The organism is Enterobacter sp. ZOR0014 (assembly GCF_000798855.1).
Lineage (GTDB): Bacteria > Pseudomonadota > Gammaproteobacteria > Enterobacterales > Enterobacteriaceae > Enterobacter > Enterobacter kobei.
The window spans coordinates 1-16,072 of record NZ_JTLF01000128.1 but is presented as its reverse complement, the minus strand read 5'-3'; the positions used below and the strand labels follow the sequence as shown (position 1 = coordinate 16,072).

Sequence of the window (16,072 nt, the reverse complement as noted above, 5' to 3'; positions counted from 1 at the left end):
GAACATGTTTGATGTTGATCTCCACTAACGTCACGTTCATTTTGCTTCTCCCTGTTTCTCTTCCTGCCAGAACTGGAACGCTTCACGGGCGCTCATGTTCTCGTGAACCACTTTTTTCACTGCCTTCAGCATGGCGAGCGGCGCGCTGGACTGGAAGATATTGCGCCCCATGTCCACACCGGATGCGCCCTGGTCAATCGCGCGCCAGCACATCTCCAGCGCTTCGTGCTCCGGCAGCTTTTTGCCGCCGGCGATGACGATCGGCACCGGGCAGCTGGCGGTGACTTTTTCAAAGCCCTCATCCACATAATAGGTTTTGACGAACTGCGCCCCCATTTCGGCGGCAATGCGGCTGGCAAGTGAGAAATACCGCGCGTCGCGCGCCATCTCTTTCCCCACCCCTGTCACCGCGAGGGTTGGCATGCCGTAGCGGGCACCGGCGTCGACAAGCTTGATGATGTTGTTGATCGACTGATGCTCGAACTCGCTGCCAATGTAGACCTGTGCTGCGACCGCGCAGACGTTCAGCCGGAGCGCATCTTCCATTGCCACCGCCACGCACTCGTTGGACAATTCGCCCAGAATTGAGTTACCGCCGGAGGCGCGCAGCACGACCGGTTTGTTGGTGGCCGCAGGCACGGTGCTCCGCAGGATGCCGCGGGTACACATCAGCACATCGGTTTCACCAAACAGCGGCGCGATGGAGAGATCGATACGCTCAAGGCCGGTGGTCGGCCCCTGGAAATAACCGTGGTCAAAGGCCAGCATCACCGTGCGGTTGCTTTGCGGGTTGAAGATGCGCGAAAGCCTGGACTGCATCCCCCAGTCCAGCGAACCACAGCCCTTCAGGGTAAACGGCACATTTTGCTGTGGCGTGCCGATGCCAAAATCCTTCCCGTCTTTGATGTCGTCTAAATCAGCCATTTGTTCCCCCGTCAGAAATCGTATTTGTTGATGTTCTCTTTAGTGAACACCACGCGTTCCGGCAGCAGCACGATGCCGTTACCTTTCGCCTCATACTGGTAGCCCTGCACGCTGTTCGGTTCGACCTTCAGCGTACCGATCTCTTTCACGTCCACGCTGTCGCCAACGTTAAGATCGCCTTTTTTCAGTAAACGATCGGCGACATTGACCGCAATTTTGCCCTGTTGCACCACGTCCCACAGGCCGAAGGCTTTTACCGTGCCGCGTTCCACGTATGGGCGCATGACGTTTGGCGTGCTGAACCCGACAATCGCCACCCCTTCCCGCTTCAGGTTTTCTGCTGCCTGCGCAGCGGCTGGCAGGGCGTTGGCATCCGGGGCGATGATCGCATCCAGATCCGGATACGCTTTTAAGATCCCCTCGGCGGTTTGCAGGGATTTGGTAGCATCGTTATAGCCAAACTGAGTGGTCACGATCTGCCACTGAGGATGATCTTTCTCGATTTTAGCCTTCGCCTCTTTCACCCACTGGTTCTGATCGGTGACCGTCGGGCTGGAGTAGAAGAATGCCACTTTGGCATTCGGTTTGGTGACCTGCTTGCCCGCCATTTCCACCAGCAGGCCGCCGAGCTGTTCCGGCGTCCCCTGGTTGATATATATGCTGCGGCACTCCGGTTTGGTGTCGGAATCCCAGGTCAGCACTTTGACACCGCGCTGCATCGCGCGTTTTAAGGCCGGGCAGAGGCCGTCCGGCGACACGGCAGAGACGATAATCGCGTTGTAGCCCTGGTTAACGAAGTTGTTGATGAGCTGCACCTGGCCGGAAACGCTCGGCTCGGTTGGACCGTCATAGGTGACGTCCACGCCGAGGTCTTTCCCCGCCTCTTTCGCACCGTTGCCGCCGCTGGTGAAGAAGCCAACCCCCACCAGTTTCGGGATAAAGGCAATCCGATCCGCCGCCTGCGCCGAGGCGAAGCTGAGGGCCATTGCCAGGACTATCAGTTTTGTTTTCATCTTACGCTCCGGAAAGTTTTCTAAAGAGAGAACGCACCCATTCGCGGTGCAGACTCAGCGAACGACCCATCACCACCACAACCAGCAGCGCTCCTGAAAGCGCGCTCGATACCTGGTTGGGGATGCCGACCATCTGTAAACCCTGTTGCAGGTACCCCACCAGCAGCGCTGCCAGCGCCGTACCGACAACCGAACCTGACCCGCCATAGATATTCGCCCCGCCGAGTACGGCGGCGGTGAGCGCAGGCATCAGCAAATCGCGCCCCAGATCTGACCGCGCGGAACCGAAATAGGAGACCATGATCAGTGCGGCAATGGCCGAGGCCACGCCCACCAGACCGTACAGCGCGTAGGGCATACCGTTAACCGACAGCGCCGCATAGCGCGCCGCACGCGGGTTCTGGCCAATCAAAAACAGATGACGGCCAAAGCGCCCGCGGTGGGTAATCAGCCAGAAGAAAACGGTAATCACAGCGAACAGCACCAGCGGGAGCGGCAGGCCAACGACCGTGAGATTCGCGAACGCGGTAAAGCTGTCCGGGAAGCCGCCGATGCCCTCATAGCCCGTCGCCCCCGCCATGCCGGAAAGCAGCAACGCCCCGCCACCGTAGAGATAGAGCGTGCCGAGGGTAATCACCAGTGGACTGATGCCGGTGTAGTGGATCAGCGCCGCATTCACCAGCCCGCACAGCAGGCCGAGCAGCAGCGTCAGCGGAATGGCCACCGCCATCGGCCACCCGGCCTGCATCATCACCCCCAGCGCGATGGCGCACAGGCCCATGGTCGAACCCAGCGAGATGTCGATCCCGCCGCTGATAATGACAAGCGTGAGCGGCAGCGCCACGATACCGATACAGATGAAGTCGCTGGTGCTGAACAGCAGCATATTGATGTCGAGCATGCGCGGGTTAATGGCGCCAAAGAGCAGGATCTCCAGCACCAGCAAAATCAGCAGCGCGCTTTCCCAGTTAAGCTTCATTTACGCCACCTCTTTTTTGCGTTTGGGAAAGGGAGTGACGTGCTTTCCCCCTCTGTGACCTGGCTGGAAGCGGCCGTATTTCAGCGCCCGCTGATGGCGCGCCAGCGCCTGACGCAGCCGCCCGTCGAGCACCAGTACGCCCAGCAGCACCAGCCCGGCGATAAAGTCATTCCACCAGGCTGGCAGCCTGAACAGCACCAGTACGGTGTCGATTTGGGTGAGGAAGAAAGCCCCAAGCAAGGCACCGATCAGCGTGCCGGTGCCGCCCAGCAGAGAGATCCCCCCGAGCACGCAGGCGGCGATGGCCTTCATCTCCAGCCCGCTGCCGGTCTGGTTGGGGACAAAACCAATTTGCGCGGCAAAGACAATCCCTGCGCAGGCCGCCAGCATGCCGTTCAGGGTAAAGGCGAGCATGCGGGTGCGGTTCACCGCTACGCCCAGCTGACGCGCGGCGGCGAGGTTATCCCCCACCGCGTAGAAATCACGGCCGAACGCGGTACGCGACAGCGTCCACGCGCCCGCGGCTGCGATAATTAACACCACCATACCGAGTGGCGACATGCCGAGGGCAAGCGGTTCAGAGAGAGATTTCAGCCCCGGCGGCAACCCTTCAATCCACTTCCCGCCCGTCCAGAGTAGCATCGCCCCGCGATACAGCCCCAACGTGCCGAGGGTGGCAACAATCGCCGGGATGCGCAGCCCCACCACCAGCACGCCGTTAAATGCCCCGGCCAGTGCGCCAATCGACAGTGCGAAGAGGATGGAAACGGGCAGGCTGTAGCCGCCATTGAGCGCCACGCCGACGGCGATTGCCGACAGCCCAACGATCGAGCCCACCGAGACGTCAATATTGCGGGTCAGCATGACCAGCGCGGCACCGATGGCCAGCAGGATCAGGATCTGGGCACTGGCGAAGATCATCCCCAGCGTTTGCAGGCTGAAGTAAGACGGGTTCAGCGCCACCAGCACGGCAAACAGTGCCAGAATGGCGAGAAACGCGCTCAACTCACGGTTCTTTAATAAGGTCTTCATGATTGCCCTCCGAACGCCAGCGCCATCATCCTGTCGAGGCTAACGGCATGGCGCGGCAGCTCGCCGCTGAGTACGCCCTGATGCATCACCAGTACGCGATCGGCAAGGCCCGGGAACTCATCGAGATCGCTTGAGATCATCAGTACCGCGACGTTCTGCGCGGCCACGCTTTTGATGAGCTGGTAGATATCGGCGCGCGCGGAGACGTCCACGCCACGCGTCGGTTCATCGACAATAAGGAGTAAAGGATTGGCCTCCAGACAGCGCGCCAGCAGTACCTTCTGCTGGTTGCCGCCGGAGAGCGTACGCACGGTTTGATCCGCATGGTTGAGCTTAATCCCGAGCGCACGGTGATAGCGCTCTACCACCGCCGACTCCCGCTTGCGCTGCTGCCAGAGAGACGGCTCGTTCAGCGCCACGGTGTTCCAGCGGATCGGCGCGTCGAGGAACAGGCCGGAAACCTGCCTGTCTTCCGGCAGGTAAACCAGCCCTTTTTCCAGACGTGAACCAGGCGGATCGGCAGTGATTTCCTGATTCTCCAGCCAGACGCGCCCCCCGCGCACCGGACGCAGGCCGTAAAGCGTTTCGGCAAACTCGGTGCGCCCGGATCCCACCAGCCCGGCCAGGCCGACGATCTCACCGGCGAAGATCTCAAGACTCAGATCGATAAACCCCTCCCCGGTGAGATCCTCCACGCGCAGCACCGGGAAATTCTGCGGCTGGGTGCGGCGGTTGCCCGGCAATGCCAGCCACAGCTTTTGCGTCTCGCTCAGAGATTTTTCCCGACTCACTGGCGTCATGGCGGCAATCAGGGCGTTATCGTCAAACTGCGCGGTTTCACCGCTCAGCACCACTGCACCGTCGCGCATCACCGAGATGTGGCTCGAAAGCAGGCGAATTTCCGGCAGCTTATGCGAGATAAAAACAATGCCGACGCCAAGCGCCTGCAACGCGCGGATCTGGCGGAAGAGGCGTTCGGTTTCGCCGGGCGTGAGCGAGGCGGTGGGTTCGTCGAGGATCAGGATCCTGGCGTTGCGCATTAATCCGCGGAGGATCTCTACCATTTGCTGATCCGCCACTTCCAGAGTGCTGGCGGTGGCATCAAGGTTAAGCTGGCATTGCAGCTGCTGGAGCTTATCGGCCAGGCGCGGTTCCAGATCCCGTTCACGGGGCAGGCGAAAGAGGATGTTTTCCCGCACCGTCAGGTTGGGGAACAGCAGCGGCTCCTGCGGTACCAGATAAATGCCGAGCCTATGCGCCTGCGCTGGCGTAAGCCGTGCAAAAGACTCCCCCGCAACCGAAAGTTCACCGCTGTCCGGCGTTTCAACTCCGGCGATGATCTTCATCAGCGTCGATTTTCCCGCGCCGTTCCCGCCCATCAGGGCGTGTACCTGGCCCGCGAGCAGCGTGAAATCAATGCCTTTTAACACCGGCACGCCCGAGAACTGCTTGCTGATCCCCCGCGCTTCAATAAGTGGTGTCATCATCGCTCCGCTATTGAACAAATGATTTTTAGATTTAATAATGTTCAAAAGCGTAGACGGTGAACTATATTTACAACCGTGCAGGGATCACAGTTTTATTGATTAAGATCCAGATAAAACAGAAACCCGCTTAAAGATCCGTTTTGTCGCGTGGCTCACATTTTCCCTTCGCGTCATCACGAACATATGATCTAAATTTTTATAAGAGTTCAATTATGAGCGATAAACGCACTGCGGAAGAAGGACGGTTTGCCGGGCTGGCGCTGGCGGAAGAGGAGCTGGTGGCGCGCGTGGCCTGGTGCTATTACCACGACGGGCTGACCCAGAACGACATCGGTGAGCGACTCGGGCTGCCGCGTTTGAAGATCTCCCGTCTGCTGGAGAAAGGCCGCCAGTCCGGGGTGATCCGCGTGCAGATCAACTCCCGTTACGAGGGCTGTCTGGCGCTGGAAACCGAACTACAGCAGCGCTTTGGGCTGAAGCTGGTGCGCGTGATGCCCGCCCTGAATACGCCGCCGATGAACGTGCGGCTGGGCATTGGCGCGGCGCAGTCGCTAATGGGCGTGCTGGAGCCCGGCCAGCTGTTGGCGGTGGGATTTGGTGAAACGACCATGAGCAGCCTGCAGCACCTGAGCGGCTTTATCAGCTCGCAGCAGATCCGCCTGGTGACGCTCTCCGGCGGCGTCGGGCCGTATATGACCGGTATCGGCCAGCTGGACGCGGCCTGCAGCGTCAGCATGATCCCCGCCCCGCTGCGCGTGTCATCCGCCTCCGTTGCCGGGATCTTAAAACGTGAAACCAGCGTGCGGGACGTGATCCTCGCCGCCACCGCCGCCGACGTGGCGGTGGTTGGCATTGGTTCGGTGAACCAGCGCCGTGACGCCACGATACTGCGCTCCGGCTATATCAGCGAAGGTGAACAGCTGATGTACGCCCGCAAAGGCGCAGTCGGCGACATTCTCGGTTATTTCCTTAATGCCGAGGGGGAATGCGTTGAGGAGCTGGAGATCCATAAAGAATTACTCGGCGTCACGCTCGATGAACTGGCGCAACTGCCCACCATCGTTGGCGTGGCCGGCGGGGAAGAGAAAGCCGATGCGATTTATGCCGCACTTAAGGGTCGCCGTATCAATGGCCTGGTGACGGAGGAGACGACAGCCCGCGCGGTGCTGGCCCTGACGTAACGGGGATGCCCTGCGCTAACAACGAGGCAAGCTCATGAGTTACCTTTTAGCGTTAGATGCAGGGACCGGCAGCGTTCGCGCCGTGATTTTCGATTTACAGGGCAGCCAGATTGCCGTCGGTCAGGCCGAGTGGAAGCACCTGAGCGTGGAGAACGTACCGGGATCGATGGAGTTCGATCTCGACACCAACTGGCGGCTGACCTGCCAGTGCATTCATCAGGCGCTGGAGCGTGCGCACCTGACCGCGGCGGATATCCAGTCCGTTGCCTGCTGCTCCATGCGCGAAGGGATTGTGCTGTACGACCGCAACGGCGAGGCCATCTGGGCCTGCGCCAACGTCGACGCCCGCGCCAGCCGCGAGGTGGCCGAGCTCAAAGAGATCCACGACAACCGCTTTGAATCCGAAGTGTATGACGTCTCCGGGCAAACTCTCGCCCTGAGCGCCATGCCGCGCCTTCTGTGGCTGGCGCACCATCGCCCCGACATCTACCGCAAGGCCGCGACCATCACCATGATCAGCGACTGGCTGGCGGCGAAGCTTTCCGGCGAGCTGGCGGTGGATCCCTCCAATGCGGGCACCACGGGCATGCTCGATCTCTTTTCCCGCGACTGGCGTCCGGCGCTGCTCGACATGGCCGGGCTGCGCGCCGATATTCTCTCCCCGGTGAAAGAGACCGGCAGCGTACTGGGAGCCATTACCCATGAAGCCGCGCAGCAAAGCGGCCTGCGCGAAGGCACGCCGGTGGTAATGGGCGGTGGCGACGTGCAGCTGGGCTGCCTGGGGCTGGGCGTGGTCCGCGCCGGACAAACGGCGGTGCTGGGCGGCACCTTCTGGCAGCAGGTGGTGAACCTGCCGCAGGTGCGCACCGATCCCGATATGAATATCCGCGTGAACCCGCACGTCATCCCCGGCATGGCCCAGGCGGAGTCGATCAGCTTCTTCACCGGGCTGACCATGCGCTGGTTCCGCGACGCCTTTTGCGCAGAAGAAAAGCTGATTGCCGGGCGGATGGGAGTGGACACCTATACCCTGCTGGAAGAGATGGCGAGCCGCGTGCCGGCAGGCTCCCATGGGGTGATGCCGATCTTCTCCGACGCGATGCATTTCAAGCAGTGGTACCACGCCGCGCCGTCGTTTATTAACCTCTCTATCGACCCGGAAAAGTGCAACAAAGCGACGCTGTTCCGTGCCCTGGAAGAGAATGCGGCAATCGTTTCGGCCTGCAACCTGGCGCAGATTTCGCGCTTCTCCGGCGTGACGTTTGAAAGTTTAGTTTTTGCGGGCGGAGGGGCAAAAGGCGCCCTGTGGAGTCAGATCTTAAGCGACGTCACCGGGTTGCCGGTACGCGTGCCGGAAGTGAAAGAGGCGACAGCGCTCGGCTGCGCGATTGCGGCAGGCGCAGGCGCGGGATTATTTGCAGATATGGCCTCAACGGGCGAGCGGCTGGTGAAGTGGAGCCGCGAGTTCACGCCAAATCCCCAGCATCGTGAGCTGTATGACGGCATGATGCAAAAATGGCAGGCGGTGTATGCCGACCAGCTTGGGCTGGTGGATAGCGGGCTGACCACATCGATGTGGCAGGCCCCGGGATTGGTACGGGCAGCGGCGCCGTAAAATACGCCGGATGGCGCTGCGCTTATTCGGCCTACGGTTTTGTAGCCCCGGTAAGCGCAGCGCCACCGGGGAAGTTCTTTGAGATCTATCACAATCATTCGATCCCGCTTTTACCTTTCCGCTGCCGCTGGCTAAATTAGTAACTCATCCGACCACATAACAATAATTTTACACTGGAAGAGACTATGAGCCGCTACCCGTCGTTGTTCGCCCCCCTGGATCTGGGGTTCACCACCCTTAAAAACCGCGTGTTAATGGGCTCGATGCACACTGGGCTGGAAGAGCGTCCGGACGGTGCCGAGCGTCTGGCGGCCTTCTACGCCGAGCGCGCGCGGCATGGCGTGGCGCTGATTGTCACCGGTGGCATAGCACCTGCGTCTTCAGGCGTGACGATGGAAGGTGGCGCGGTGTTGAACGATGCGAGCCAGCTTGCACATCACCGTATCGTTACCGACGCGGTTCACAAAGAGGGCGGCAAAATCGCCCTGCAAATCCTGCACACCGGGCGCTACAGCTATCAGCCGAAACTGGTCGCGCCGTCGGCCATTCAGGCGCCGATTAACCGCTTCACACCGCATGCCCTCAGCCACGACGAGATCATAGCGCTGATTGACGACTTCGCCCGCTGCGCGGCGCTGGCGCGTGAAGCAGGTTATGACGGCGTCGAAGTTATGGGCTCAGAAGGTTATCTGATTAACGAATTCCTTGCCGCACGCACTAACCAGCGCGAGGACGAATGGGGCGGCGACTATGTCCGCCGCATGCGCTTTGCCGTTGAAGTTGTGCGCGCGGTGCGCGAACGAACAGGAACAGATTTTATTATCATCTTCCGCCTGTCGATGCTCGACCTGGTGGAGGGCGGCGGGACGTTCGACGAAACCGTGCAGCTGGCGCAGGCGATTGAAGCCGCTGGTGCCACCCTCATTAACACCGGGATTGGCTGGCACGAAGCCCGTATTCCGACCATCGCCACACCGGTGCCGCGCGCGGCATTCAGCTGGGTGACGCGCAAGCTGAAAGGCAAAGTGTCTGTTCCGCTGGTCACCACCAACCGCATTAACGACCCGCAGGTGGCGGACGATGTGATATCGCGCGGCGATGCCGACATGGTGTCGATGGCGCGGCCGTTCCTTGCGGATGCCGAGCTGCTGTCCAAAGCGCAAAGCGGACGCGCGGATGAGATCAACACCTGCATCGGCTGTAACCAGGCCTGCCTGGATCAGATCTTCGTCGGCAAGGTGACCTCCTGCCTCGTCAACCCGCGAGCCTGCCACGAAACTAAAATGCCGATCGTTCCGGCGGCCAGCATAAAACGCCTGGCCGTCGTGGGCGCAGGCCCGGCGGGCCTGGCGTTTGCAGTGAATGCCGCCTCGCGCGGCCACAGCGTGACGCTTTTTGACGCCGCAGGCGAGATTGGCGGGCAGTTTAATATCGCCAAACAGATCCCCGGCAAAGAGGAGTTCTACGAGACCCTGCGCTACTACCGCCGGATGATCGACCTGACGGGCGTCGAGCTCCGGCTCAATCAGTTTGTCAGCGCGGCGGATCTGATCGGTTTTGATGAGGTGATCCTGGCAAGTGGGATCGTACCGCGAACGCCTGCGATCGCAGGTATCGATCATCCAAAAGTGCTGAGCTATCTCGACGTATTGCGTGACAAAGTGCCGGTCGGGAAAAGCGTAGCGATTATCGGCTGCGGCGGAATCGGCTTTGATACCGCCATGTACTTAAGCCAGCCGGGTGAGGCTACCAGCCAGAACATTGCCGAGTTTTGCGTGGAATGGGGTATCGACACCAGCCTGAGCCAGTCCGGCGGCCTGCGTCCGGAAGGACCGCAATTGCCGAAAAGCCCGCGTCAGATTGTGATGCTGCAGCGTAAAGCCAGCAAGCCGGGCGAAGGACTGGGTAAAACCACGGGCTGGATCCATCGGGCAACCCTGCTTTCACGCGGGGTGAAGATGATCCCGGCGGTGAGCTACGAAAAGATCGACGACGAGGGTCTGCACGTTACGATCGGCGGCGAACCGCAGCTGTTGCGTGTGGATCATGTGATTTTGTGTGCCGGGCAGGAGCCGAGAAGGGATCTGGCGGATCCGCTGCGAGAAGCCGGAAGAACAGTGCATTTGATTGGCGGGTGCGATGTGGCGATGGAGCTGGACGCACGGCGGGCGATTGCACAGGGGACGAAGTTAGCATTAGCGATTTGATTTCTTGCCCGGTGGCGCTGCGCTTACCGGGCCTACAAAACCGTAGGTCTGTGCAAGCGCAGCGCCACCGGGCAAAACAATACTAACGACGACGCCCCAGCTTCACCGCCTTCAGCACCACAAACTTGTTGTTCGTCGCGATGGTGACGCAGTTGCCGAAAATTTTCTTCAGCTTGTGGAAGTAGTCCAGGTGGCGGTTCGCCACGATGTACAGCTCGCCGTTGATTTTCAGACAGCGGCGCGCGTGGTGGAACATCTCCCAGGCGACGTTATCCGTCAGAGCATGCTTCTGATGGAACGGTGGGTTACAGAACACGGCGTTGAAGCGGAACGGCTCCACGCCGGAGAGCGCGTTGTTGATCATAAACTCGCAGCGATCCAGCGCCTCTGGCAGGTTAGTTTCCACGTTCAGACGGCTGGAGGCCACCGCCATTGGCGATTCGTCGCTAAACACCACGCTGGCGTCCGGGTTTTTCGCCAGCAGCGTCAGGCCAATCACACCGTTCCCGCAGCCCAGGTCGACGATCTCCCCTTCCAGATTTTCCGGCAGATGTTCCATAAAGAAGCGTGCGCCGATATCCAGGCCGGTACGGGAGAAGACGTTCGCATGGTTGTGGATGGTCCAGTCGGTGCCTTCCAGCTTCCAGCTCAGCGTCTCTGGCGCGTCGGCCAGCTCCGGTGCGCTAAACGTACAGTTGATCAGGCGCGCTTTTTTCCAGGCAAGCGTAGTGGTGGTTGGACCGAGGACTTTCTCGAACAGCTCCAGCGTCGACGTGTGGATATCGCGTGCCTTGGCACCCGCGATAATACGGGTTTCTGGCGTGACGACTTTTCGCAGCGCGCGCAGCTGTTGCTCCAGCAGCGCCATGGTTTTTGGCACTTTAATCAGCACCACACCCGGCGCCTGCGGGTACTCCGCGGTGCTGTCGAGGAACTTCACGCTGGATTCGTCGATTTCGTTATGGCGCAGGTTTTCACGCGTCGCCAGCTCGCTTAAGTAAGAATCGCCGATGCTGTAAGGTTTGTGCTCCGCCAGGGCGCAGCCCAGCGCGCCGAATGCATCATTCAGGATCAGAACCGGCCCGAGGATTTCGGTATCATCCAACTGCTGCAGCAGATAATCATCCGCCGCTTCCCACGCCTGAAGCGGGTTAACGTCGTCCGTTTCCGGGAAACGTTTAAGGTTGAGTGAACGGAAACCGTTGTCTAAGTGGCTCATCGGCCCTCCTGAATGGTAAAATTTGGCGTATCCCTGAAAAGGGTGCGTGAGTATACCCGTTTTATTGTCGATTTGGGGCGTTGATGAACCAACTTACTTATCTCCAGGGCTACCCGGAGTATTTACTTTCTCAGGTTCGCAGCCTGATTGCCGAGCAGAAGCTGGGCGCGGTGCTGGAAAAACGCTACCCCGGTACGCACGATTTCACGACCGATAAAGCCCTCTGGCAGTATACGCAGGATCTAAAAAGCCGGTATCTGAAGAGCGCGCCGCCGATCAACAAGGTGATGTACGACAACAAAATCCACGTTCTGAAAAACGCGCTCGGCCTGCACACCGCTATCTCCCGCGTGCAGGGCGGCAAGCTGAAAGCCAAAGCCGAGATCCGCGTGGCGACGGTTTTTCGTAACGCACCGGAAGCCTTTCTGCGGATGATCGTGGTCCATGAGCTGGCGCACCTGAAAGAGAAAGAGCACGACAAAGCGTTCTATTCCCTGTGCTGCCACATGGAGCCGCAGTACCACCAGCTGGAGTTTGATACCCGGCTGTGGCTGACGCATTTATCGTTAAAGAGTAATGCGCAGTAACGCACGCGAATTGTCATGATGACGTGCTACAGTGGTTAAAGGTTCCCCGCTACGGAGTACGTAAACGTTTATGATACGTTTCGCAGTCATTGGAACGAACTGGATCACGCGCCAGTTCGTCGACGCCGCCCACGAAACCGGCAAACTTAAACTCACCGCAGTCTATTCCCGCAGCCTTGAGCAGGCGCAGAGTTTTGCGAATGATTACCTCGTCGAGCATCTCTTCACCTCTCTCGACGAGATGGCGCAAAGCGACGCCATAGACGCGGTGTATATCGCCAGCCCGAATTCCCTGCACTTCCCCCAAACGAAGCTGTTTCTCAGCCATAAAAAGCATGTGATTTGCGAGAAGCCGCTGGCGTCGAATATCCAGGAAGTGGAAGCCGCCATCGCGCTTGCCCGCGAAAACCAGGTGGTGCTATTCGAAGCGTTCAAAACGGCCAGCCTGCCGAATTTCCTGCTATTGCAGCAGTCGCTGCCGAAAATAGGCAAAGTGCGTAAAGCCTTCATCAACTACTGCCAGTACTCGTCGCGCTATCAGCGTTATCTGGACGGCGAGAACCCCAATACCTTTAACCCGGCCTTCTCTAACGGCTCGATTATGGATATCGGTTTTTACTGCCTGGCCTCTGCAATCGCGCTGTGGGGCGAGCCGCACGGCGTCACGGCCACGGCCAGCCTGCTGGAAATCGGTGTGGATGCGCACGGCGTCGTGGTGCTGGATTACGGCGATTTCAGCGTCACGCTGCAGCACTCTAAAGTCAGTGATTCTGTGCTGCCGAGCGAAATTCAGGGCGAAGCCGGGTCGCTGGTGATTGAGAAGATTTCCGAGTGTCAGAAAGTGAGCTTTGTGCCGCGCGGTGGTAAAGCGCAGGAGCTGACGCAGCCTCAGCATATTAACACTATGCTCTATGAGGCAGAGGTCTTCGCCCGTCTCGTGGAAGACAACGAAGTGAATCACCCGGGCCTCGCGGTGAGCCGCACCACGGCGAAGCTGCAAACGGAGATCCGCCGTCAGACCGGCGTGGTGTTCCCGGCAGACGGCGTGGGCGCAGAAGCTATCGCGTAAAGCTGTGTAATGAAAAGGCGCTGACCATTGACGAAACCGATGGTCTGACATATTTTGTTACCTGCAAAGGGGAGTAACTTCTTCGCCGGTGGATCGTCATTACGATGCGTGCAAAATCGCATCCGGTCGCCGGGCAACCTTCGTGGTTGTAAGTGAGACCTTGCCGGAAGGCGAGGTCTATGCATAAAAAGCTAACGGCTATCGTCTTCTGACCATAGCCGTTTTTGTTTTTTATGTGTAAGGAAAATAGTATGCATTCTGTCGGCACTCCAATGTTGTGGGGCGGATTCGCGGTTGTCGTGCTCATCATGCTGGCGATCGACCTCTTTTTGCAGGGGCGTCGCGGTGAGCACGGCATGTCCATAAAGCAGGCCGCCGTCTGGTCCCTGGTATGGGTCACCCTCTCTCTGCTCTTCTGTGCTGCCTTCTGGTGGTACCTGGCCTCAACCGAAGGCCGTGCGGTGGCCGATCCTCAGGCGCTCGCCTTCCTCACCGGCTATCTGATTGAAAAAGCCCTCGCGGTCGATAACGTCTTCGTCTGGCTGATGCTGTTCAGTTACTTTGCCGTGCCTGCGGCGCTGCAGCGCCGTGTGCTGGTCTATGGCGTGCTGGGCGCGATTATCCTGCGTACGATCATGATCTTCGCCGGTAGCTGGCTGATTACCCAGTTCGAATGGCTGCTGTACGTCTTCGGCGCGTTCCTGCTGTTCACCGGGGTCAAAATGGCGCTGGCGAAGGAAGATGAAACCGGTATTGGCGAAAAGCCGCTGGTCAAGTGGATCCGCAGCCACCTGCGAATGACGGATAAGATCGAGAGCGAGCACTTCTTCGTGCGCAAGAACGGTCTGCTGTTTGCGACTCCGCTACTGCTGGTGCTGATTCTGGTTGAGCTGAGCGACGTGATTTTCGCCGTAGACAGCATTCCGGCCATCTTTGCGGTGACGACAGATCCGTTCATCGTCCTGACCTCTAACCTGTTCGCGATCCTTGGCCTGCGCGCCATGTATTTCCTGCTGGCAGGTGCCGCAGAGCGCTTCTCGATGCTGAAGTATGGCCTGTCGGTGATCCTCGTGTTCATCGGTATCAAGATGCTGATCGTCGATTTCTACCATATCCCGATCGCTATCTCGCTCGGCGTGGTGTTCGGCATTCTGATCGTGACGCTGATTATCAATACCTGGGTTAACCGCCAGCACGATAAGAAGCAGCAGGTTTAGTGCGTTTTGCCGGGTAAGCGCAGCGCCACCCGGCACTTCCGTTAACCAATAGTTAAAAAACATGACGCAACACGTAAAATCCAGCATTTTACTCTTCCGCCTTGCCCTGCTTTCCCTGATACTCAACCAGGCAAACAAATACTTACATCCGGACATAAATGTGACTTAGAGCACATACAGGATGGAACGCAATTTCACTCAGGAATAACGTATGAGCACACAATCAAGCGGTCTGTTCGCGCGCCTGGCGCAGGGCAGCCTCGTTAAACAAATTCTCGTCGGGTTGGTACTGGGCATTCTGCTGGCAATGGTGTCAAAACCCGCTGCAGAAGCCACCGGGCTTCTCGGCACCCTTTTTGTTGGCGCCCTGAAGGCCGTCGCACCGGTTCTGGTTCTGATGCTGGTCATGGCCTCCATTGCCAACCACCAGCACGGACAAAAAACCAACATTCGCCCTATTCTGTTCCTGTATCTTCTGGGAACCTTCTCCGCTGCCTTAACGGCCGTGGTATTTAGCTTCCTGTTCCCGTCTACGCTGCACCTGACCAGCGCGGCCGGTGACATCACACCGCCGTCCGGCATTGTGGAAGTGCTGCGCGGTCTGCTGATGAGCATGGTATCCAACCCCATCACGGCGCTGATGAACGCGAACTACATCGGCATCCTGGTCTGGGCGATTGGTCTGGGCTTCGCGCTGCGTCACGGCAACGAGACCACGAAAAATCTGGTCAACGATTTATCGAATGCCGTCACCTTTATGGTGAAACTGGTGATTCGTTTTGCGCCAATCGGTATTTTCGGGCTGGTCTCCTCCACGCTGGCCACTACCGGTTTCGACGCGCTGTGGGGCTACGCGCAGCTGCTGGTTGTTCTGGTCGGCTGTATGCTGCTGGTGGCGCTGGTGATCAACCCGCTGCTGGTGTTCTGGCAGATCCGCCGCAACCCGTATCCACTGGTGCTAACCTGCCTGCGTGAGAGCGGGGTGTATGCCTTCTTCACCCGCAGCTCTGCGGCAAATATCCCGGTTAACATGGCGCTGGCGGAGAAGCTGAATCTGGACCGCGATACCTATTCCGTGTCGATCCCGCTGGGTGCGACCGTGAACATGGCGGGCGCGGCAATCACCATCACCGTGCTGACCCTGGCAGCGGTACATACCTTAGGTGTTCCGGTCGATCTACCAACGGCGCTGCTGCTGAGCGTGGTGGCTTCTCTGTGTGCCTGTGGCGCGTCCGGCGTGGCGGGTGGCTCGCTGCTACTGATCCCACTGGCATGTAACATGTTCGGTATCCCAAACGAGATCGCCATGCAGGTTGTGGCCGTCGGCTTTATCATCGGCGTATTGCAGGACTCCTGCGAAACGGCGCTGAACTCCTCAACCGATGTGCTGTTCACCGCAGCGGCCTGTCAGGCGGAAGACGCGCGTTTAGCGAAGAACGCTCTGCGAGGTTAACAGCAAAGCGGCAACCTCTGGTTGCCGCTTTTAATGTTTTCACCCTCTCCCCGTGGGAGAGGGCCGGGGTGAGGGCACCAGCCCGCACT

At 59.2% G+C, this 16,072-nt stretch carries 13 protein-coding genes; 7 read left to right on the top strand and 6 right to left on the bottom strand.

The window, feature by feature from the left end; genetic code table 11:
- Positions 1 to 36: 36 nt before the first annotated feature.
- The 5 genes from lsrF to lsrA are packed head-to-tail and all read right to left on the bottom strand — an operon-like array spanning position 37 to position 5,432.
- A complete protein-coding gene (gene lsrF / locus L977_RS06760; RefSeq protein WP_014885309.1) occupies positions 37 to 924 on the bottom strand; it encodes a 3-hydroxy-5-phosphonooxypentane-2,4-dione thiolase in 888 nt (295 codons plus the stop codon).
- An 11-nt stretch (positions 925 to 935) separates the two neighbouring features.
- Positions 936 to 1,937, bottom strand: coding sequence for an autoinducer 2 ABC transporter substrate-binding protein LsrB (gene lsrB, locus L977_RS06755; RefSeq protein ID WP_014885310.1), 1,002 nt, complete (start codon positions 1,935 to 1,937; stop codon positions 936 to 938).
- A 1-nt stretch (position 1,938) separates the two neighbouring features.
- Entirely contained in the window at positions 1,939 to 2,916 is a 978-nt protein-coding gene (lsrD, locus tag L977_RS06750; RefSeq protein ID WP_047625409.1) for an autoinducer 2 ABC transporter permease LsrD, read from the bottom strand.
- The gene (gene lsrC / locus L977_RS06745) at positions 2,917 to 3,948 is read right to left on the bottom strand and encodes an autoinducer 2 ABC transporter permease LsrC (protein WP_047625408.1); all 1,032 of its coding nucleotides are present in this window, start codon (positions 3,946 to 3,948) and stop codon (positions 2,917 to 2,919) included.
- Positions 3,945 to 5,432, bottom strand: a complete 1,488-nt coding sequence (gene lsrA, locus L977_RS06740) for an autoinducer 2 ABC transporter ATP-binding protein LsrA (protein ID WP_047625406.1) — start codon at positions 5,430 to 5,432, stop codon at positions 3,945 to 3,947. Before lsrA ends, lsrC begins: the two co-directional genes overlap by 4 nt.
- A 215-nt stretch (positions 5,433 to 5,647) precedes the next feature.
- Between lsrA and lsrR the strand changes: the two genes are divergently transcribed.
- The 3 genes from lsrR to L977_RS06725 all read left to right on the top strand — a co-directional run bounded on the left by lsrR (position 5,648) and on the right by L977_RS06725 (position 10,438).
- On the top strand, positions 5,648 to 6,616 hold the full coding sequence (gene lsrR, locus L977_RS06735; protein ID WP_023338807.1) for a transcriptional regulator LsrR: 969 nt from the start codon (positions 5,648 to 5,650) through the stop codon (positions 6,614 to 6,616).
- 34 nt (positions 6,617 to 6,650) lie between these two features.
- Positions 6,651 to 8,231: an autoinducer-2 kinase gene (gene lsrK, locus L977_RS06730; protein ID WP_047625402.1), complete on the top strand. Its 1,581-nt coding sequence runs from the start codon at positions 6,651 to 6,653 to the stop codon at positions 8,229 to 8,231.
- A 185-nt stretch (positions 8,232 to 8,416) separates the two neighbouring features.
- Complete coding sequence (locus L977_RS06725; RefSeq protein ID WP_047625399.1) at positions 8,417 to 10,438, top strand: NADPH-dependent 2,4-dienoyl-CoA reductase; 2,022 nt, start codon at positions 8,417 to 8,419, stop codon at positions 10,436 to 10,438.
- An 82-nt stretch (positions 10,439 to 10,520) separates the two neighbouring features.
- Here the strand turns inward: L977_RS06725 and rlmG are convergent, their stop codons facing one another.
- Positions 10,521 to 11,657, bottom strand: a complete 1,137-nt coding sequence (gene rlmG / locus L977_RS06720; RefSeq protein WP_047625397.1) for a 23S rRNA (guanine(1835)-N(2))-methyltransferase RlmG — start codon at positions 11,655 to 11,657, stop codon at positions 10,521 to 10,523.
- A gap of 83 nt (positions 11,658 to 11,740) precedes the next feature.
- On the opposite strand from rlmG, the gene L977_RS06715 reads away from it, so the two are divergent.
- The 4 genes from L977_RS06715 to sstT all read left to right on the top strand — a co-directional run bounded on the left by L977_RS06715 (position 11,741) and on the right by sstT (position 15,983).
- A complete protein-coding gene (locus L977_RS06715; protein WP_047625395.1) occupies positions 11,741 to 12,244 on the top strand; it encodes a YgjP-like metallopeptidase domain-containing protein in 504 nt (167 codons plus the stop codon).
- Between the two features lie 70 nt (positions 12,245 to 12,314).
- A complete protein-coding gene (locus L977_RS06710; RefSeq protein ID WP_047625394.1) occupies positions 12,315 to 13,313 on the top strand; it encodes a Gfo/Idh/MocA family protein in 999 nt (332 codons plus the stop codon).
- A 251-nt stretch (positions 13,314 to 13,564) separates the two neighbouring features.
- Entirely contained in the window at positions 13,565 to 14,530 is a 966-nt protein-coding gene (locus tag L977_RS06705; RefSeq protein ID WP_014885320.1) for a TerC family protein, read from the top strand.
- A gap of 211 nt (positions 14,531 to 14,741) precedes the next feature.
- Positions 14,742 to 15,983: a serine/threonine transporter SstT gene (gene sstT, locus L977_RS06700; protein ID WP_023331360.1), complete on the top strand. Its 1,242-nt coding sequence runs from the start codon at positions 14,742 to 14,744 to the stop codon at positions 15,981 to 15,983.
- Positions 15,984 to 16,072 lie beyond the last annotated feature (89 nt).

What these genes read in the sequence shown, in the direction of transcription:
- lsrF (WP_014885309.1), bottom strand. Translation starts at nt 924, where the DNA reads ATGGCTGATTTAGACGACATCAAAGACGGGAAGGATTTTGGCATCGGC.
- lsrB (WP_014885310.1), bottom strand. Translation starts at nt 1,937, where the DNA reads ATGAAAACAAAACTGATAGTCCTGGCAATGGCCCTCAGCTTCGCCTCG.
- lsrD (WP_047625409.1), bottom strand. Translation starts at nt 2,916, where the DNA reads ATGAAGCTTAACTGGGAAAGCGCGCTGCTGATTTTGCTGGTGCTGGAG.
- lsrC (WP_047625408.1), bottom strand. Translation starts at nt 3,948, where the DNA reads ATGAAGACCTTATTAAAGAACCGTGAGTTGAGCGCGTTTCTCGCCATT.
- lsrA (WP_047625406.1), bottom strand. Translation starts at nt 5,432, where the DNA reads ATGACACCACTTATTGAAGCGCGGGGGATCAGCAAGCAGTTCTCGGGC.
- lsrR (WP_023338807.1), top strand. Translation starts at nt 5,648, where the DNA reads ATGAGCGATAAACGCACTGCGGAAGAAGGACGGTTTGCCGGGCTGGCG.
- lsrK (WP_047625402.1), top strand. Translation starts at nt 6,651, where the DNA reads ATGAGTTACCTTTTAGCGTTAGATGCAGGGACCGGCAGCGTTCGCGCC.
- L977_RS06725 (WP_047625399.1), top strand. Translation starts at nt 8,417, where the DNA reads ATGAGCCGCTACCCGTCGTTGTTCGCCCCCCTGGATCTGGGGTTCACC.
- rlmG (WP_047625397.1), bottom strand. Translation starts at nt 11,657, where the DNA reads ATGAGCCACTTAGACAACGGTTTCCGTTCACTCAACCTTAAACGTTTC.
- L977_RS06715 (WP_047625395.1), top strand. Translation starts at nt 11,741, where the DNA reads ATGAACCAACTTACTTATCTCCAGGGCTACCCGGAGTATTTACTTTCT.
- L977_RS06710 (WP_047625394.1), top strand. Translation starts at nt 12,315, where the DNA reads ATGATACGTTTCGCAGTCATTGGAACGAACTGGATCACGCGCCAGTTC.
- L977_RS06705 (WP_014885320.1), top strand. Translation starts at nt 13,565, where the DNA reads ATGCATTCTGTCGGCACTCCAATGTTGTGGGGCGGATTCGCGGTTGTC.
- sstT (WP_023331360.1), top strand. Translation starts at nt 14,742, where the DNA reads ATGAGCACACAATCAAGCGGTCTGTTCGCGCGCCTGGCGCAGGGCAGC.